Source organism: Actinomadura sp. 1N219, from assembly GCF_044326405.1.
Lineage (GTDB): Bacteria > Actinomycetota > Actinomycetes > Streptosporangiales > Streptosporangiaceae > Spirillospora.
This window is the reverse complement of sequence record NZ_JBIRAY010000028.1, coordinates 25,200-43,688: the sequence shown is the minus strand read 5'-3', so window position 1 is coordinate 43,688 and position 18,489 is coordinate 25,200. Positions and strand designations below refer to the sequence as shown.

18 protein-coding genes are annotated in these 18,489 nt (G+C 71.1%); 4 read left to right on the top strand and 14 right to left on the bottom strand.

The genetic code is table 11. The features are described 5' to 3' along the window. Positions 1 to 46: 46 nt before the first annotated feature. Entirely contained in the window at positions 47 to 811 is a 765-nt protein-coding gene (locus tag ACH35V_RS41345) for an endonuclease/exonuclease/phosphatase family protein (RefSeq protein WP_395980358.1), read from the bottom strand. Between the two features lie 1,100 nt (positions 812 to 1,911). Between ACH35V_RS41345 and ACH35V_RS41340 the strand changes: the two genes are divergently transcribed. After that, a complete protein-coding gene (locus tag ACH35V_RS41340) occupies positions 1,912 to 2,931 on the top strand; it encodes a helix-turn-helix domain-containing protein (protein ID WP_395980357.1) in 1,020 nt (339 codons plus the stop codon). On the opposite strand, the gene ACH35V_RS41335 is transcribed toward ACH35V_RS41340, so the two are convergent. The 4 genes from ACH35V_RS41335 to ACH35V_RS41320 form a co-directional block, all read right to left on the bottom strand. After that, positions 2,928 to 4,133, bottom strand: coding sequence for an alpha/beta fold hydrolase (locus tag ACH35V_RS41335; RefSeq protein ID WP_395980356.1), 1,206 nt, complete (start codon positions 4,131 to 4,133; stop codon positions 2,928 to 2,930). The genes ACH35V_RS41340 and ACH35V_RS41335 overlap by 4 nt on opposite strands. Before the next feature lie 78 nt (positions 4,134 to 4,211). Next, a complete protein-coding gene (locus ACH35V_RS41330) occupies positions 4,212 to 4,745 on the bottom strand; it encodes a GyrI-like domain-containing protein (RefSeq protein ID WP_395980355.1) in 534 nt (177 codons plus the stop codon). Next, positions 4,742 to 5,539 (bottom strand): GyrI-like domain-containing protein, encoded by a 798-nt coding sequence (locus tag ACH35V_RS41325; RefSeq protein ID WP_395980354.1) that lies wholly within the window; start codon positions 5,537 to 5,539, stop codon positions 4,742 to 4,744. The genes ACH35V_RS41330 and ACH35V_RS41325 overlap by 4 nt, the downstream gene beginning before the upstream one ends. A 64-nt stretch (positions 5,540 to 5,603) precedes the next feature. Continuing rightward, positions 5,604 to 6,704, bottom strand: a complete 1,101-nt coding sequence (locus ACH35V_RS41320) for a CapA family protein (protein WP_395980353.1) — start codon at positions 6,702 to 6,704, stop codon at positions 5,604 to 5,606. A 148-nt stretch (positions 6,705 to 6,852) separates the two neighbouring features. On the opposite strand from ACH35V_RS41320, the gene ACH35V_RS41315 reads away from it, so the two are divergent. After that, complete coding sequence (locus ACH35V_RS41315) at positions 6,853 to 8,298, top strand: catalase (protein WP_395980352.1); 1,446 nt, start codon at positions 6,853 to 6,855, stop codon at positions 8,296 to 8,298. Positions 8,299 to 8,562: 264 nt separating this feature from the next. Continuing rightward, positions 8,563 to 9,447, top strand: coding sequence for a Rieske 2Fe-2S domain-containing protein (locus tag ACH35V_RS41310; protein ID WP_395980351.1), 885 nt, complete (start codon positions 8,563 to 8,565; stop codon positions 9,445 to 9,447). A 409-nt stretch (positions 9,448 to 9,856) separates the two neighbouring features. Here the strand turns inward: ACH35V_RS41310 and ACH35V_RS41305 are convergent, their stop codons facing one another. The 4 genes from ACH35V_RS41305 to ACH35V_RS41290 form a co-directional block, all read right to left on the bottom strand. Next, positions 9,857 to 10,336 (bottom strand): hypothetical protein, encoded by a 480-nt coding sequence (locus ACH35V_RS41305; protein ID WP_395980350.1) that lies wholly within the window; start codon positions 10,334 to 10,336, stop codon positions 9,857 to 9,859. 116 nt (positions 10,337 to 10,452) lie between these two features. Then, positions 10,453 to 10,689 (bottom strand): hypothetical protein, encoded by a 237-nt coding sequence (locus ACH35V_RS41300; RefSeq protein ID WP_328359731.1) that lies wholly within the window; start codon positions 10,687 to 10,689, stop codon positions 10,453 to 10,455. A 90-nt stretch (positions 10,690 to 10,779) separates the two neighbouring features. Beyond that, positions 10,780 to 11,550, bottom strand: coding sequence for a sulfite exporter TauE/SafE family protein (locus tag ACH35V_RS41295; protein WP_395980349.1), 771 nt, complete (start codon positions 11,548 to 11,550; stop codon positions 10,780 to 10,782). A 177-nt stretch (positions 11,551 to 11,727) separates the two neighbouring features. Then, positions 11,728 to 12,516: an ABC transporter ATP-binding protein gene (locus tag ACH35V_RS41290; protein WP_395980348.1), complete on the bottom strand. Its 789-nt coding sequence runs from the start codon at positions 12,514 to 12,516 to the stop codon at positions 11,728 to 11,730. 164 nt (positions 12,517 to 12,680) lie between these two features. Here ACH35V_RS41290 and ACH35V_RS41285 point away from each other — a divergent pair, with 164 nt between their 5' ends. After that, positions 12,681 to 13,436, top strand: coding sequence for a hypothetical protein (locus ACH35V_RS41285; RefSeq protein ID WP_395980347.1), 756 nt, complete (start codon positions 12,681 to 12,683; stop codon positions 13,434 to 13,436). 84 nt (positions 13,437 to 13,520) lie between these two features. On the opposite strand, the gene ACH35V_RS41280 is transcribed toward ACH35V_RS41285, so the two are convergent. From ACH35V_RS41280 to ACH35V_RS41260, 5 genes are all read right to left on the bottom strand, one after another. Then, on the bottom strand, positions 13,521 to 14,249 hold the full coding sequence (locus tag ACH35V_RS41280) for an RDD family protein (RefSeq protein ID WP_395980346.1): 729 nt from the start codon (positions 14,247 to 14,249) through the stop codon (positions 13,521 to 13,523). Positions 14,250 to 14,337: 88 nt separating this feature from the next. Then, complete coding sequence (locus ACH35V_RS41275; protein ID WP_243719803.1) at positions 14,338 to 14,685, bottom strand: DUF2752 domain-containing protein; 348 nt, start codon at positions 14,683 to 14,685, stop codon at positions 14,338 to 14,340. A 1,055-nt stretch (positions 14,686 to 15,740) separates the two neighbouring features. Next, positions 15,741 to 16,526, bottom strand: coding sequence for a PP2C family protein-serine/threonine phosphatase (locus ACH35V_RS41270; protein ID WP_395980345.1), 786 nt, complete (start codon positions 16,524 to 16,526; stop codon positions 15,741 to 15,743). A gap of 36 nt (positions 16,527 to 16,562) precedes the next feature. After that, positions 16,563 to 17,225 (bottom strand): response regulator, encoded by a 663-nt coding sequence (locus ACH35V_RS41265; protein ID WP_395980375.1) that lies wholly within the window; start codon positions 17,223 to 17,225, stop codon positions 16,563 to 16,565. A gap of 68 nt (positions 17,226 to 17,293) precedes the next feature. After that, positions 17,294 to 18,439: a GAF domain-containing sensor histidine kinase gene (locus ACH35V_RS41260; RefSeq protein WP_395980344.1), complete on the bottom strand. Its 1,146-nt coding sequence runs from the start codon at positions 18,437 to 18,439 to the stop codon at positions 17,294 to 17,296. Positions 18,440 to 18,489: the final 50 nt, after the last annotated feature.

The following is an 18,489-nucleotide window of genomic DNA, read 5'->3' as shown; positions in this document are numbered from 1 at the left end:
GGGGCTCAAGGCAAGCCGCCACCAAGCCGCCCACGCGAGTCATAAATCAGGAGCTCGCGGGCAATGTGAGGGTCGCTTCCACGGCATAGTGGTCCGACAGCGGGACGAGGCGGCCGTCGGCGAGGCGGACGTGGTCCTTGAAGAGCAGGCGTGTCGTGGCCTCGATGCCCGGCGTGACGAGGACCTGGTCTATCGGCTCAAGGACGGCGTACTCGGGACGGAAGGTGGGCGCCGTGTCGCCGTCGAGAGCGTCGCGCAAGCCGGTGGCGGACGCGAACTCACGGAACAGCTCGTGCGGCCGAGGGACATTGAAGTCGCCCATCACGACCTTCGGTTCCGCCGTGTCGAGCTTTCCGATGAGGGCGGCCAGTTCGCGCAGCTCGGATTCCTCGACTCTTGTGTAGGCGTTGGACATGGACCAGTCCATGTCCATGTTCGCGGAAAGGTGCGTGTTCACGACCGTCAGGAACCCGCCCGGAAGCTGGACACGCGTGAACAGGGCGCCTTTGCGCAGTAGCCATTCGGGACGGGCCGGACGGACGGACGTGAACGACTGGAAATGGCGGCGAGTGATCGGCCGGCGCGAAAGAGTGACCAAGCCGCCGCGCACCACCGGAAAGGTCGCCGCGTGCGCGATGTGCGGGTACGACTTCACCGCCCGCCGCAGATGGGCCAGATTTCGCGGCGAGATGACTTCCTGCAGGCAGACGACGTCGTAGTCCGATTCCTCGATGAGCCGGGCCAGCACGCTCAGGCGGGCCCGCGAACGGCCGCGGAACAGCGTGTTGAACGTGAGGACGCGGACGTTCATGACGTGACGCGCCCGGCGGCGAGGCGCCGTTCGTCGTCGTCCCACATGGCCATGCCCGCCACTCTACGTGGAAGCCGCACCGCGCTGAGGTGCACCGCCTGCCGCTCCGGCGAGCGGGGGCGATCCAGGACCTCCGGACACCGCCATGCCACCCGATGCCAGACTTCCCGAAGGTTCCAGACCCACAGTGATGACATACCTCATTTCGGACGCGCCAGACCCGACCCCATTTAGGTATTTCGGTTAAAACACCAGAAGGCGGGAGGTTGGGCGGCTAGCCGGAGAGCGCGGCAGGCTATCCAGTACGCGTTGAAATGAGGGAGGGGCTGGTGCATCATTGAGGTTCTCAGCCCCGGCCGCTGTCTTGGAGGCGCACATGTGCACGTCCTGCTGCCCGAGGGGTCACTGAATTCGCACCCCCGCGATTCACTCCGTGACGATTCGCTTCCCTCCCGGCAATCAATCCCCCCGCTCGTCGCCGACTTCGCGACGCCGAAAGTGGCACCGATGCACAGCGACCCCGCTTATCCTCCCCTCCACTGCAGGAAGCCGTGCTCGATGGCTTGTTGCGGACGGTCCTCCTGCTTTCACGTGTGCTTGGAGGCGGCGTCCGTCCCCAGAGACCGGACGGGCGGACGCACTTCCTGCGGCGCCCACCTCGCCGAAGTCGTCCAGGAATTGGCACTGCGAGCCCGGGAACAGCGCCGACACCCCGCCCGAGTCGTCGTCTACGCGATGACAAACGGCCCGCGCCCAAACGACACGGGCCCTTTCGACCAGCTCGTCCTGGGCGCCATCCCAATCTGACCACCCGCCCTGCACACACCCGCCACCACACGTCCGGTGAGCACGCCCGCCGAGCACGCCCGCTGAGCACGTCCGCCGAGCGCGGCCGCTGAGCACGTCCGCCGAGCGCGGCCGCTGAGCACGTTCGCCGTGCGCGGCGCGGAACGCGTCCTGCGGGCTCGCGCGCCGTGTTCGGTCGTGGCTGTATCTGGACATTGGTCTGCGGCGGCCGCGCGCTCGCGCAGAATGGTGGGACACGCCGAACACATCCGCACCGACCGTCACGTAACGGCACCACGACCACCGACATGACCATGACTTCACTCGAGATATCGCGCGAGATAGCGCCCCTGTCCGCCTACCAGCGGGTCATCAGCACGGACATCGACGTCCTGCACGACGCGGTCGAGCCGTACGCCGTGGGCCACGACCTCCAGGCCCTCCAGCCCGGCGTGCCGCTGGACGGCCAGGTCAACGCGCTAAGCGTCGGCGCGATCAACCTCGTCTGGGTGCGGTACGGGGGTGGCGGCGTCATCGTGGACACGCCGCCGACCGAGGGGCACTTCGCCATGTGCGCGCCGATGGCCCCCATGAACGTCGAGTACCGGGTCACGAAATCTCGGGACACGACGGGCGGCGGCCACATCCTGTCCCACGACGAGCCGATGCGGATGACGCCGCCTCCGATGATGGGCTGCCTCGTCATCGCGACGAGCACCGGACGGCTCGCCGACCACCTCGCCGGCCACCTCGGACGCGAGCACACCGCGCCGCTGCGCTTTTACGGCTCCGGCGAACCGGGGCTCGTGCCGTCCTCGATCGTCGAGCGGACGTGGCGGCATGTGTGCGACGTCCTCGACCATGCGACGGCGACCGGCGGGCTCCACCCGCTGGCGGAGCGCAGCCTGGAGGAGTCGCTGCTCACCGCCATCCTGCTCGGCCTCCCGCACACGGCGACCGCGAGCCTCGCCGAACCCGAGGACCGGCCCTCGCACCATCTCGCCGGCGTCATCCGCGACTGGATCGAAGCCCATCACCACCGGCCGATCGGCGTCACCGACATCGCGGCGGCGGCGGGCATCGGCGTCCGGCAGCTCCAGGCCATCTGCCAGGACGAATGGGGCCTGACGCCCACCCGGCTCCTGCGCGGCGTACGGCTCGACCACGCCCGCGCCGCCCTCCTCGCGGCACCGTCCGGCCCGCGCACGATCTCGGACGTCGCCGAGGCCGCCGGGTACGTCCACATGAGCCGCTTCGCCGCCCACTACCGCCAGCGCTTCGGCGAGACCCCCAGCCAGACGCTCAGCCGAACCACGCCCGCCTCCTCCGCCTAGCGCCCGCCGGAGTCCTTGCCGGGCGGCGCGCCCGCGGCGCGTGCGCGGGCGAGGGCGGGCGTCTCCGGTCCGCCGTCGATGTGCTCGGCGAACTCCTTGATCCAATCGGCGATGAGGTCAGGATGGCTGCGCGCCACCCAGTGCCCGGCCGGCGCGCGCCGCACGTACAGGCGCGACACCGGCCCACGCGCGGACAGCAGCAGCGACTGGGACCCGTACCGGTCCTTGACCGGGACGATGAGCTGGACGGGCACGTCCGTCCAGCCATCCCCATCCGTCCGCCCGCCGCCGGGGCGGACGTCACCGCTCCTCCCACCGCCGCCAGTCCTCCGCGCGTCGCCAGCCCCCCACTCGTCGCTCGTCCTCCCGCCGTCGCCCGTCCCCCGCACATCGCCTCTCCTTCCCGCGTCGCCCGTCCTCCCCGCGTCGCCCGTCCTCCCGGCGTCACCCGTCCCCCGCCCGTCGCCCGTCCTCCCCACGTCGCGCGTCCTCCCGCTGGCACCGGTGCTCCCGGTGTCGGCGGGGCGGGCTGAGCGGCGGCGGGTCAGGTTCGCTCGGTAGAGGCCGAGGCCGTTGCGGGCGTCGGTTGGGAGCGTGGCGGCCGGGTGGCCGGAGCGCGGGTCGGCGCCCTCCCGTCGGGCCATCAGCCGTGGGAACCCCGCGGCGAGCAGGCGGGCCGCGACCTCGCCGATCTTGGGCGCCATCAGGACCGGCATGTAGACGCTGCGCCGCGCCTGATCGAGGATCTGGACGATGCCGCGCGGCCCGGACCGGACGGACTGCCGGGCCCAGCGCGCCATGTGCCGCCGGTCCGGCCCGGAGATCGACGTGAACGAGGCGATCCGACCCCGCAGCCGATCACCGATCACGGCCTCCCAGCCCTGCACAGAACCCCAGTCGTGCCCGACCAGATGGACGGGCTCATCGGCACCGACACCGTCCAGGACGGCTTCGAGATCGCCCATGAGCGCGTCCAGCCCGTAGTCGAGCGGGTCGGACGGGCTGCTGGACGCCCCCGCCCCGCGCACGTCGTACGCGACGACACGGAACCGTCCAGCCAGGCGTTCGGCGACCTCGTCCCACATCGCGCTGGTGTCCGGGTAGCCGTGGACGAGGACGACCGTGGGCCGCTGCCCCTGCCCCTCGCCCCGCACCCGCACCGCCAGCCGGATCTCGCCCGACCTCACCCGCTGGTCTCGCATGAACCCGCCTGCCCGTCCGTCCGTCCGTCGCATCGTTTCTCGTGAAACTACGCCACTGAGACGGACCGTCCAATACGGCTACCGGACGGGCTGGCGCAAGATCGTGCGCATCCTCTCCGGGTCTGTCTCACTGGGATCGGACAGGTAGATCTCATGATGCAGCCCATTCGGCGTCACGCCTGCGTCCTTCATCAGCGCGTACATGCGGGCGAGGGACGCGGGCTCGTCCGCGTACGCCCCGCGGTGCAGCATCTGTACGCATCGCCCCTCCGTGAACGTGACGTGCTGGACGCGCGCAGCGGCAGGCACTTTCGACCGCACGTCTTCACGCGCCTGATCGACCGACTCGGTGTCGTCCGGGAGGCGAAGGAACAGATGCCACCACCATTGGTCGCGCGGCACGTCGAACGGCGAACACTCGTCCTCGACCCACCAGAAGCCCTCCAGCGGCGCCATCGCCCCACCGAGCACGCCCATGACGGCGTACAGCGCACCGACGCTCTCGCCGTAAGCGACGCCGCCCGGCTCACCCCGCCCCGTAGCGGCCAGCCCTGACACACGCCCGTACTCCACCAGTTCCGGTTCTTCGGACGCTTCGTACCAACCACTCACTGGGAGTCCTCCACTCTGATCTGCACCCGGGTCTCCAGGTGCTCGGGCGGCGTGGTCGCGGGGTCGTTGAGGTACACCTCGCGGATGGGTCCGGCGGGCGCATGCCCGTAGTCGCCGAACCACGCGAGCACGCCATGGACCGTGAGCGGAATCTCCTCGTACGGGCCGACATGGACGGCCGACGCGAACGAACCACCGGGCAGGACGTCGTCGCCATCGTCCGCCTGAACGACGACCCGGACATCGAACTCCTCGTCCACGTCCAGCGGGAAGAGCCCGATGAGCAGGCCGTCCGGTGACATCCGGTGCAGCAGCCGGGCCACGCAGGCGCCGGTCGCGTCCGGGATCGTCGACGGCGTCGCGGGCTCACGCGCCGTGAACACGCGACGCGCCGGCTCCTGGACGATCGACACCTCGGCCTCCGGCAGCCCCTCCGCGACAACGCGATCAAGGAGTCGCAGGCCGCGCTGCCGCCGGGCGACATCGGCCTCGATCCGGTCACGCGCCTCCTTCAACGCGTCACCCACGCCGCCCCCGACGCCCGCGCCGCGCCCGTCCCCGTCCCCGTCCGCGGACAGGACGCGCGCCACGGTCGGCAGCGGGACGTGCATCGACCGCAGCAGGCCGATCAGCAGCGCGTCCCGCGCCTGGCCGGGCCGGTAATAGCGGTAGCCGGACGCCGGGTCCGTCCACGCCGGGACGAGCAGCCCGAGGTCGTCGTAGTGCCGGAGTTGCTTGACGCTTAGCCGGCACAGCCGCGCGAACCGCCCGATCGGCAGGAGATCATCGCTCACGGGCACCACCCTCAGCCCTCCCACAATGGGAGAGTCCAGCGCGAGGACGGATCGATCACCAAGCTCAGGACGGACGCGCCTGCAACCCGGTGCACTCGCGCAGCCCGTTCCATCGCTTGACGGCGGATGTCGCCGCGGCGCCCTTCAGTGGGATCGGGAGGCCGCCGGAGATCCTGGCGGGGGCCCACTTGTCCTTGGTGACCTTGCCGTTCTCCACCTTCAGGAGCAGCACCCCGGACTCGGCGGTCTTGCCGTTCGCGGAGTAGAACACGAAGTTCCCCATGCCGTAGTGGACGTACGAGCCGTCCATGTAGCCACCGCCCAGGGGAATGTGCGCGTGACCGCCGACGATGATGTCGGCGCCTGCCGCGACGAGCTGTTTCGCGAGTTCCTGCTGGCGCGGCAGCGGGCACGGCTGCAGTTCAGCGCCCCAGTGCAGATGGACGATGACGACGTCCGACCCCTTACGCGCTTCCTTCACCGCCTGCACCATCCGGGGGACATCCTTAGCCGACGCGAGCCCGCCCTTGGTGCCGGTGGCCGTCCACGCCTGGATGAGGTTGTCGTCCAGTACCTGGGTCGCTCCGACGATGGCGAGTTTGTTGCCTTTCACGGTGACGCGGTACGGCTGGAACGCGGCGTCCGCGTTCTTGCCGATTCCGACGACCGGGAACCCGCTGCGCTTGATGGCGGCCAGGGACTCGCGGAGCCCGCCCTCCATGTAGTCCATGCCGTGGTTGTTGGCCATGGACACGACGTCCACGCCGGACCCCTGCAAAGCCTTGAACGCGGACGGCGCCGCGCGGAACGTGAACGACTTGGGTGCGGGCGTCCCCCCGCCCGAGGTGATCGCCGTCTCCAGGTTGAGCATGGCCAGGTCGGCGGCGCGCAGCTGCTTCGCGACCGGCCCGAGCGCGTTCCTCGGATCGCCGAGCCGGGACCGCAACTGCCCCTCGAAGTGCGTGTCGCCGCCGAACGCCAGGATGATCGGCTCCTTGGCGGGCGGCGCCGGCCGCGTCCCGCCCGGGGATCCCTTCCCGCTCGCCGACGATGTCGCGCCGTCCGCTCCGGGACCGCCGGAGTCGCCGGAGCCGCACGCCGCCGCGGTCAGCGCCATCGCCCCCGCCACGGCCGCCGCGGCGACCGCCTTCCTCCGCGTGCCCATCGCCTCACCTCCGCCCCGGCCCGCCACGGACCTCCGTCATCGGACGCCCCAGCATGACACGGGCGGCAAGCACCCCGGCTAAAGATGTAAGCTTCATTATCTTGAATCATTCAAGTTAGTGCCGACGGAGCCAGGAGGGACCGCGCCCATGTCCGACAGGCCGACCACCACCACCGACGCCGGGATCCCCGCGCCGAGCGACGCCCATTCGCAGTCCGTGGGCCCGAACGGCCCGCTGCTGCTGCAGGACCACTACCTGATCCAGAAGATGGCGCACTTCAACCGCGAGCGCGTCCCGGAGCGGGTCGTCCACGCCAAGGGCGGCGGGGCGTACGGCGTCCTGGAGATCACCGAGGACGTCAGCCAGTACACGCGGGCGAGCCTCTTCCAGAAGGGCGCCCGCACCGAGTCGCTCGTGCGGTTCAGCACCGTCGCCGGGGAGCTCGGCAGCGCCGACGCCGGACGCGACCCGCGCGGCTTCGCGATCAAGTTCTACACCGACGAGGGCAACTACGACCTCGTCGGCAACAACACGCCGATCTTCTTCATCCGCGACCCGCAGAAGTTCTCCGACTTCATCCACTCGCAGAAGCGCCGCGCCGACAACCACCTGCGCGACAACAACATGCAGTGGGACTTCTGGACGCTGTCGCCCGAGTCCGCCCACCAGGTGTCGCTCCTCATGACCGACCGCGGCACGCCCGCGTCCTGGCGGCACATGAACGGGTACGGCTCGCACACGTTCCTCTGGTACAACGCCGCCGGCGACAAGTTCTGGGTCAAGTACCACTTCAAGACCGACCAGGGGATCAAGAACTTCACCGCCGAAGAGGCCGACGCGCAGGACCCGGACGTCCACATCCGCGACCTCTACGAGGCGATCGAGCGCGGCGACCACCCGTCCTGGACGGTGCAGGTGCAGATCATGCCGTTCGAGGACGCCGCCGACTACCGGTTCAACCCGTTCGACCTCACCAAGGTCTGGCCGCATGCGGACTACCCGCCGATCACCATCGGCAAGTGGACGCTGAACCGGAACCCGGAGAACTACTTCGCCGAGATCGAGCAGGCCGCGTTCGAGCCCGCCAACCTCGTCCCCGGCATCGGCGCGTCCCCGGACAAGATGCTGCAGGGCCGGCTGTTCTCCTACCCGGACACCCACCGCTACCGGATCGGCCCGAACTACCTGCAACTGCCGGTCAACCGCCCGAAGGCGCCCGTCCACACCTACAACAAGGACGGCGCGATGACCTACGTCAACTCCGCCGACCCGGTCTACGCACCGAACTCGGTGGGCGGGCCCGTGGCCGACCCCTCCCTCTGGACGGGCGACACCTACGGGGTGGCGGGCGAGATCGTCCGCAGCGCCTACACGCTGCACCGCGAGGACGACGACCACGGCCAGGCCCGCGCCCTGTGGGAGAAGGTCCTCTCGGACGTCGACCGCGACCACATGGTGCACAACATCCTGCTGCACGCGAACGCGCCCGAGGTGACCGGCGACATGAAGAAGCGCGTCGTCGAGTACTGGCGCAACGTCCACAAGGACCTCGGCGACCGCGTCGCCAAGGGCCTCGGCGTGAACGGTTCCTGACCAACCCGCGGGGACGGCCTTACCTCGACGCCGTCCCTCCCGGGGCGTGTTCCGGCTGACCACGCCCCACGAAGCGGCCGGGCGGCCGCACCGCCGCCCGGCCGCCTCCTGCCGCGCGGGCGCGCTGACCCCGTGGTTTAGCCCCCTCCGCCTACAGGTACGTATGACTGGCCGCAGGTGAACGCGGAAGACTAGTGTCGCGACAGGGGTCCAGCAGAGCCGCGGAGGAGGGGCATGAATCGCAGGGCGAACATATTCCGGCGCATGTCCCGGCCCCAGGGGTCGGCGCGGCTCGCCGACGCCACCGAAGGGCTGGAACAGGCCCGGGTCCTCGACCGCGTCGTCCGCACCCTCTCCACGGCCGTCCGGCGGACGCTGCCGCCCGGCCCCGTCAAGGACGCCCTCCACGGCGTCCCCTTCGGTCACCCCGCCCACCCGCCGCTCACGGACGCGCCCATCGGGTTCTGGGTGTCCGCTGCCGTCCTCGACCTGATGCCCGGGGGGCGCCGCGCGTCCCAGACGCTCGTGGCGGCCGGGCTCGCGAGCGCCGTTCCGGCCGTCCTCACCGGCGTCGCCGACTGGTCCGCGCTGCATCGCGAGCAGCAGCGCGTCGGGCTCGTCCACGCGGCGGGGATGGCGACGGCGAGCACGCTGTACTCCCTGTCCCTCGTGGCCCGCTGCCAGGGCCGGGACGCCGCCGGACGCGCCTTCGGCTTCGCCGGCCTCACCGCCCTCTTCGCCGGGAGCTACCTCGGCGGGCACCTCGCGTTCCGCCAGGCCGCGGGCGCCAGCCACGCCGACCAGATCGGCCACCTCGTCCCCCTCGGCTGGCACGACCTCTGCGCCGCCGAAGAGCTCCCGGACGGCTGGCCTGTCCACCGCCGCCTCGGCTACATCGGCCTGTTCGTCCTGCGCACAGGCGACGACATCCACGTCCTCGCCGACCGCTGCAGCCATCTCGCCGGCCCGCTCCACCAGGGCCGCATCGTCACCGACGACAACGCCGACACCTGCGTCATCTGCCCCTGGCACGGCAGCACGTTCCGCGTCCAGGACGGCTCGGTCGTGCACGGCCCCGCCACAGCACGCCAGCCCGCCTTCGAGACCCGCGTAACGGACGACGGCACCGTCCAGGTCCGCCCATACTGACCTGGCGTCCCCCCCGATCACAGCACGCATTGACGCCACAGCCAGCGCGACCTACCACCCTCCCAAGCCACGGCCCATACGATCACCCAGACGCGCGGGCGTAGGGCGCCTTGGGTGGGTGAGCCAGGGCACCCCGACCCTTGCGGCGGGCCCAGCTCACCTGGGCATTCCGACGGGTCAACTGAGCCTTCTAACCAGCCGCTCTTGCCGGACGCTGACGCCACGGCCAGGCGCGATCTACCGCGCCCCCTAACCGCGGCCCGTGCGATCACCCAGGCGCGACCTACCGCAACCCCGAGCCACGGCCCGTGCGATCACCCAGGCGCGCGGGCGTAAAGGCACCCTGGGTGAGCCAGGGCCAGCCCCGGCTCTGGGGCGGGACCCTGGCTCACCTGGGCGTTGCGGCGGACTAGCTGAGGCTTCTGACCAGGCGCTTTTGGCGGACGCTTGTCAGGAGCTCTCCGCCGCCGGCGGGCTCTCCGCCGACGTCGGGCTGTTCGCTGGGACGCACGGGTTGGGTGAAGGGTGCGGGAGCGGTACCGCGGGCGGCGATCCGCGCTGATGTGATCGTGAGGTCGAAGTGGGCCCACACCATGGCGGCGCCGGTCAGGCGGCGGGCCGTGGCGCGGATGAGATGGACGTCCGGGGAAGCGGGGACGATCAGCAGGACGGGCAGGCCGCGGTCCAGGTCGGCCGCGGTGGGGCTGTCGGGCCAGATCGCCACGTGCAGCAGCCGGCCGTCGATCACGCGCAGTTCTCCGGCGTCGGGAACGCAGACCCGGGGCGGGCCGTCCGCGGTGTAGGTGATCATGATGACCGGACGCTGCCGCGCCTGGGAGTTCTTGATGGCGTTGAGGGAGGTCGCGAGGACGTCGGGCGATGCTGTCATGGGCAGGTCCGCCTTACGTCGAAGGTCGGGCCGGTCCGGGGTGTCCGGGCCGGCCACTGCAGGCATTGATCGAATATATGTTCGATCCTAGCCCATGACGCCGCCCGGCGTGCCGGTTATTCGGATTCGTGAGCCTGGTCGGAGGTGGGGTATTCGACCAGGGCCAGCACCCTGCTGGACATGAACCGGGCCGTGCGGACGGCGGTGCCCGTACGGGTGACCTCGCTGACCTCCACGACTCCGCGGCGGGTCGCTATCTCCACGCGGCGGCCCGCCCGGCTCGCCACGACCTCGTACGTCCGCGTTCCCTCGCCACCGGCATCGATGACGATCTCGACCCTGTCGCCCTTCATCCGTGCGAACCTCCGGTAGTCGAACGTATATTCGACTTATACCCGGAAGAACCGGCGCCCAACCCTGCGCGCCGGGCGAGAATGCGCTGGTCAGGCCAGGAGATTGACGATCGCCGCGACGCCGACGACCACGATGACGCCGCGCAGCACCAGCGGCGGGATGCGGCGTCCGACACGGGCCCCGATCAGCCCGCCGAGGGTGGCGCCGGACGCGATCAGCAGCACCGCCCACCAGTTCACCCTGGTGTCGGAGAACAGCCACATGAGCGTGAACACCACCGCGGCGGAGCCGTTCACGATGGCCGACAGGACGTTCTTGGCCGCGTTCACGCGCTGCAGGTCCTCGTCCAGCATGATGCCGAGGAGCGCGATGAGGATGACGCCCTGCGCGGCGCCGAAGTACCCCCCGTACATGCCCGCGAGCAGGACGGCGACCCACAGCGCCGGCCCGCCGTGCGGACGGTGCTCGCCCTCGCGGCGGCGCAGCACCCACTTCTGCAGGCGCGGCTGCACCACCACCAGGACCACCGCGATCGCGATCAGCGCGATGACGATGACGTCGAACGCCTCGGCGGGAAGGCTGAGGAGGAGGAGCGCGCCCGCCACCGCGCCGACGAGCGAGCCGACGCCGAGCCGCAGCAGCCTGTCGCGCTGCCCCTTCAACTCCGCGCGGTAGCCGTACGCGCCGGTCGCGCTGCCCGGGACGAGCCCGATGTTGTTGGACACGTTCGCCACCACGGGCGGGTAACCGAGCGCCACCATCGTCGGGAAGGTGATCAGCGAGCCGGAACCCACGACCGTGTTGATGCCGCCGGCGGCGACCCCGGCCGCGAACACCGCGACCGCGTCCAGCAGGTTCAAGTCGGTTCCACCCCGGCGCTAAGAGTTCACTACGGCGCACACATCGTAGGGACACCGCCGTCCACCACCGGTAACTGGGGGTGCTTCTGGGACGAACCACCCCGTTTCAACGGCCAGACCACCCACCACGGCAACCCCCTCGGCGGGCTGGGGCGGGGGCGGGGCGGGCCCGGCGGGTCAGCGGGTGGAGCGGGCGTACCAGCGGCCGTTCTGGCGGTCGATGGCGAGGGGGAGGCCGAAGGTGTCCGATAGGTGCTCCGTGGTGAAGACCTCGTCCACCTTGCCCTGGGCGACGACCTCGCCGCCGCGGAGCAGCAGCGCGTGCGTGAAGCCCTCGGGGACCTCCTCCACGTGGTGCGTGACCATGGCCATCGTGGGCGCGCCCGGGTCGTCGGCGAGGGCGGCGAGGCGGGCGACGAGGTCCTCGCGGCCGCCGAGGTCGAGGCCGGCGGCGGGCTCGTCCAGCAGGAGCAGCTCGGGGTCCGGCATCAGCGCGCGGGCGATCTGGACGCGCTTGCGCTCGCCCTCCGACAGCGTGCTGAACGTCCGCCGGATCAGGTCGGAGCAGCCGAGCGCGTCCAGCAGCGCGACGGCGCGGCTCACGTCGGTCGAGTCGTACTCCTCCCGCCAGCGCCCGATGATCGCGTACGACGCGGTCAGCACCAGGTCGATGACCTTCTCACCGGACGGGACCTTCTCCGCGAGGGACGAGCTCGCGAGGCCGATCCGGGGGCGCAGCTCGAACACGTCCGTCCGGCCGAGCTCCTCGTCCAGGATCTCGGCCGTGCCCTCGGACGGATGCATCATCGCGCCGGCGATCTGGAGCAGGGTCGTCTTCCCGGCGCCGTTCGGACCGACGATGACCCACCGGTCGCCTTCGTTCACCGTCCACGTGACATCGCGCAGCAGGGTCGCCCTGCCGCGCCTGACCCCGACTCCGCGGAGCTGAAGCACCTCGCCGGCCATCGCGCGCCTTCGTCCCCAATCCCGGTGGTCCCTGAACCTCAGGAAAGAACCTATGCGATCCCGGCGCGAGCGTGGCCCCCGGGTTTCCCGCCCGGCGCCGCGGCGCCGTCGGTCCGAGCGCTTATGGTGGTTCGCATGCCGATCAGGGAGTATTGGGAACGGCGATGAGCAAGGACGCAGCGACCGCGCTGGTCGCCTGGGGCAATGCCTGGCTGACCGGACACGTCGGCCTGGACGAGGCGGTCGACGCGGTCGAGAAGAACGCGGGCCCGCAGATCCTCGGCGGCGAGCCCGCGGAGGTGACGCTGCGCCGCGGCCTCGGCGACCTGCGCGTCGGCGGGATGGCGGCGCTGCGGCTCGCCCTGCCCGCGCCCGGCGACCCCCTCGGGCTGAGCGGCCCGCCCGACCTGAACCGCGCGGCGATCGACGCGGGCGCGGGTGTCGTCGCGGTGCTGGGCGAGCGCGCGATCGGGCTCGTCCCGTCCGAGGACAGGCGCGGGTCGTCGTACGTCGGCGTTCGCTGGACGACCCATGACGCGTCCCCTGGCGCGCCCGACGTCCCGTCCCTCGCGGACGCCGACCGGCAGCTCACGCTCGCGATGCGGGACGCCACCGAGGCCCTCCTGACCGTCGACGACCTGGCCGGGGCGCCGCCCGAGATCGCCGACGCGCTCGACACGCTGCGCGACCCGGACCGCGGCGACCATCCGCTCGCCCCCGGCTACCCGGCCCGCGCGCACCGCGTCGCCGCGCTCGCGGGACGGCTGTCCCTCGTCGTCGACCTGGCCCGGCAGATGGATGACGGTGGCCTCAGCGCCGACCAGATGAGGCGCCGGGGTGAGGCCCTGCGGCTGCTGGACGGCGCCGTCCGGCGCGCCCTCGTCGCCGCCTGCAACAGCGCGTTCGACCCCGTCCCGTAGGACGCATGCGAAACGGGGCGCCCCGGAAGGGACGCCCCGCTCAGGTCGTGCAGGGGGATGCAACCCCGGCTCGCGGGCCGGCGATCAGTTGCGGACCACGATGGTGTTGCAGACCTTGTCGGCGAAGGTCTGCTTGCGGTCGTCCCACAGCGGCCAGAGGTAGCCGACGTAGCACAGGATGCCGTCCAGGAAGTGCGCGATCTTGCGGACGAACGCCATGCCGAACCCGATCGGCTGGCCCGTCTGCGCACTGACCAGGCGGATTCCCATCTGCCTCTTGCCGATGGACTGGCCGGTCGTGCCCTCCTGGTAGACGATCCACAGGAAGGCGCCGACGTACACGGCGAACCCGATCAAGTAGAACAGCAGCGCGATGACGGCGGCGCCGCCGCTGCCCGAGCCGGCGAGGAGGCCGGCGATGAAGTACAGCACGCCGGCGGGAGCGCCGATGATCAGGATGTCGATGATGTAGCCGCCCGCACGCGAGCCCCACTCCGCCAGCTGGCCACCCGAGCCGCCGTAGTGGTGGTGGTGCACCTCCTGGTAGCCGGGCTGGGCCGGCGGCCCCGCCGGCTGGCCGTACCCGGGCTGGGCGGCGGGAGGCTGCTGGCCGTACCCGGGCTGCGCCGGGGGCTGGCCGTAACCCGGCTGCGCGGGCTGCTGGCCATAGCCGGGCTGCGCCGGGGGCTGGCCGTACCCGGGCTGGGCCGGCTGGCCGTAGCCGGGCTGGGCTGGGGGCTGCTGGCCGTACCCGGGCTGTTGCTGCCCGTAGCCCGGCTGCTGCTGACCGTAGGGGTCGTAGGGGTTACCCACACTTGCTCCTTATTGATTGACCCTGTGGTTGTGTGACGCCCGCCGGACCCGGTGGGCTCCGCAAGTCTGACCGAGGACCGACCGCGGCTCAAACCCGCAGAACACCGAACCGGACGAGCTGCCACAGCTCCGACCCCACGAGGGCGGTGCCGAGCATCCAGGCACGGGTCTTCGGCTGGAGTGCCCACCACCGTCCTCCCGGTCCCAATGGTGCGAGCGCCACGGCGATCGCGCCGGTGAGCGCCACCGGGTTCGCCAGCGCGGCCTGGGCCGGACGGCCCCCGCCGAGCTCGATGAACACGGTGGTGCTCCCGCACATGGGGCACGGGATTCCGGTGAGCGCCCGTAGGGGACAGAGCACGCCGGGGTCGTTGACACGGTGGATCCATGACGCGCCGACGGCCGCGATGGCCATCGCCGCAACACGCAGCACCACACCCAGGGGTCCGTGCCGCGCTGCGGTGAGGGTCCGGCTGACGATCCCCCCGAGCACACCTTCCGGTGCACTGGTGGCCGCCGCCCCGGGCGCTCCCCCCAACGAATCCTCCGCCTCGATGACATACAGGTGAGTGACCCGTATACCGGGTGCACCCTGAGGCGGGTCAAGCCCTGGCAACGATCTGCGATCGGACCGTTACCCAGTGCTCAGCGACACCGCCCCAGGGGCAAGAGTAGGACAAATCGCCAGCTACATGGGCACTCTTTCGCCCGATGAGTCCAACGAATCGGACGAAAACACGACACCAACCGCCGTCTGCAGACCTCGCCCCAAACATGCCGACACCCCCGACGAACCCAAACGAAAACGTGGCGAAGAACACGCCCCCAGGACCTCCGAACAACCCAAGCAAACCCTCGAACACACCCGGATCGCCATGCCGAAGCCACCACAACACAGGACCGCGAATAAGCGCAAAACACGCGCCGCGCCCATGACGCGCCGACTGAGACGCACGCGCGCTGAAGACAAGTAGCAGCGAAGCGAGAGCGCGGGAAGGAGAAGGCGCCGGGGTGCCGGGGTGCCGGAGGCCCGCAAGCACGGAGGCCCGCAGGCCCGCAGGCCCGCAGGCCCGCAGGCCCGCAGGCACGGAGTCCCGCAGGCACGGAGCCGCGCAGGCACGCGGGCGCGGAGGCGTGAAGGCGCGGAGGCGTGAAGGCGCGGAGGCGCGGAGGCGTGAAGTGAGTGGATGGGAGCAAGTGCAGGCGCGGAGGCGCAGAGCGGGTGGATAGGAGCGAAGAGCGCAGGAGGGGAGGGCGAAGACCCGGAGGGTGATGGGCGGGGAGGCGCGCTCGGCGATACGTGGGCAGGCGCCGGAACGGGTGCGCGGAGAGATGACGGGGCCGGGCGGTGGAGGCGCAAGAAGGCGAGCGCACGGGAAATGGAAGCGCGGGGAGGTGAGGGCGCCAGAAAGTTTGTGATGTCGGGGGGCAGGACGGGAGGGCGTGGGTGCGGGGTGAGGCGGTTGTTGGGGTGGCGTGGTGTGGGTGGGGTCAGGACTGGGCGGCGGCGCCTACGACCATGGGGGGGTCGGTGGTGGTGACGTGGTCGGATTCGATGACGTCGGCGACGACGGCGGTGATGTTGTCGGGGCCGCCGTTCTCGCGGGCGAGTTCGATCAGGCGGTCGACGGCGCGTTGCGGGTCGGCCTCGGCGGAGAGGATCTCGTAGATGCGCTGCGCGTCGACCGGGCCGCTGAGGCCGTCCGAGCAGAGGAGGTAGCGGTCGCCGAGCCGGGCCTCGCGGAGGCGCAGGTCGGGTTCGCGGTCCTCGCGTCCGTCCAGGACCCGGTACAGGACGTGCGACAGCCGGGACGTCTCCGCCGGGTCGGCCGTCTGGCCCGCCTGTTCGGCCTCCGCCTTGAGGAGCTCGTCCATGGTGTGGTCCTGCGTCATCTGGAACAGCTCGCCGTCGCGCAGGAGGTAGCCGCGCGAGTCGCCGACGTGCGCCAGCGCGACGGACTCGCCCGACCACAGCATGGCGGTGAGCGTCGTGCCCATGCGGCTCAGGTCGGGACGTTCCTCCCGGACGATGCGCAGCTTCTCGTTGGCTTCCGCCACGGCGCGGCCCAGAATGTCGACGAGATCGTCCTGCGGGTCGTCGGTGTCGAGTGAGCGCAGGGAGCCGATGACGGTCGAGCTCGCGACCTCACCGCCCGCGTAGCCGCCCATGCCGTCCGCGACCGCGATCAGCCGCGCACCGGCGTACCCCGAGTCCTCATTGTTCTCTCGGTTGCAGCCGATGTCGCTGCCTGCTGCGTATCTGATAGCTACGTTCATACCAATTTCGATGACGATCCGGTCAGAGGAGTTGTATCAGTCGCGGGCGGCTGCCTCGCCATCGGCGCCGGACGTGCCGACGCCGTGCCGGACGGCGTAGAGCGCCGCCTGCGTCCGATCCTGGACTCCCAGTTTCATGAGCAGATTACTGACGTGCGTCTTGACCGTCTTCTCGGACACCACGAGCGCGCGGGCGATCTCCCGGTTGGATCTGCCCCGCGCGATGTGCACGAGCACCTCCCGTTCACGTTCGGTCAGCGCGGCCAGGCCGCGGTCGTCGTGCGCGTCCGGCCCGTCCGCCATCATCGCCTCGGCCGCGTCGGGCGCGAACAGCACGTGCCCGTCGTTGACCGCCCTGATCGCCTGGACGAGCGCCTGCGGGTCGACGTCCTTGTACAGGTACCCGGCAGCGCCCGCCTGAACGGCCGGCAGCACGTGCCCGCGTTCCGTGACGCTGGTCAGGACCAGGACCCGTGCCGCCACCCCGCGTGCCCGCAGCTCCGTCAGCGCTGTCAGGCCGTCGGCGCCCGGCATCTTGAGGTCCATGAGCACGATATCGGGCTCCAGGGATTCGGCCAGTGTCACGGCCGACGTGCCGTCCTCCGCCTCGCCGACGACCTCGATGTCGTCCTGGATGCCGAGGAAGGTGCGCAGCCCCTGCCGGACGACCGGATGGTCGTCCGCGATCAGGACCCTGATCGGCGCTCTTCCCGGGGGGCGTGGGGGGTCGACCCCCGGCGGGGAGGACGGCTCGCGTCCGTTGGCGGTCACAGCGGCACCTCCAGCCGGACGGTCGTGCCGTGGCCGGGCGCGGCGTCGATCGTCAGCTCGCCGCCGATCGAGTAGGCGCGGTCGCGCATCGACGCGAGGCCGAGGCCGTTCTGCTGCTCGGCCGCCGTGTCGGACGCGTCGAACCCGGAGCCGTCGTCGGCGACCTCCAGCACGGCCTGCCCGTCCCGCGTGCCGAGCCGCACCTCGACGGTCCGCGCGCCGGCGTGGCGGAGCGCGTTGTAGAGCGCCTCCTGCGTGATGCGGAACGCGACGGCCTCCTGGTCTTCGGGCAGCACGACGGCCTCGTCGGCGGCGATGCGCACGGTCGTCTCGTGCGCCCGGTCGAGGACCTCGACGTGCTTGCGCAGCGAGGAGACCAGGCCGTCCGTGAGGTCCGCGGGGCGCAGCTCGAAGATCACGGCGCGGAGTTCGGCGAGGGCTTCGGCGGCGAGCCGCTCGACCTGCTCCAGCTCCTGGACCGTCCGGACGGGGTCGCGCTCGGCCAGCGCGGACGCGGTGCGGGCGGTCAGGCGCAGCGAGAACAGCTTCTGCGCGACGGCGTCGTGCAGCTCGCGGGCCATGCGGTTGCGTTCGGCGACGACCGTCAGCTCGCGGTTGTGCTCGTACAGGCGGGCGTTCGTCACGGCGATCGCGGCGTGCGCGGCGAACAGGGTGAGGAGCTCTTCGTCGTCCTCGGTGAAGCCGCCGGGACGCTTCTTGTTGGCCAGGAAGATGATGCCGATGACGTCCTCGCCGTCCCGGATCGGCACGCCCAGGAAGTCTTTCAGGACGGGGTGCGCGTGCGGCCAGCCCTCGAACTCCGGCTCCCTGCGGATGTCGGCGAGCCGCTTGGGCGTGTCGCCGTGCAGCATCGCGGCGAGCATGCCGTGCTGGCGGGGCAGCGGGCCGATGCGCTCCCACTCCTCGTCGGAGACGCCCTCGACGACGAACTCGGCGAACGAGCCCTCGTCGTCCGGGACGCCGAGGGCCGCGTAGCGGGCGTCCAGCAGCTGCGCCGCCGCCCGGACGATCACCTGCAGCACCTCGTGTACGGACAGGTGCCGGGTCACCGCGAGCACGGCGGAGCTCACGGCGCGCAGGGTCACGCCCTGGCCGCCGCTGCCGCCTTCGCCCGTCTCCATCCCGGCCTCTCGTCTCCGCTGGCCCAGCGCCTCGCGGCGCTCACATGTGA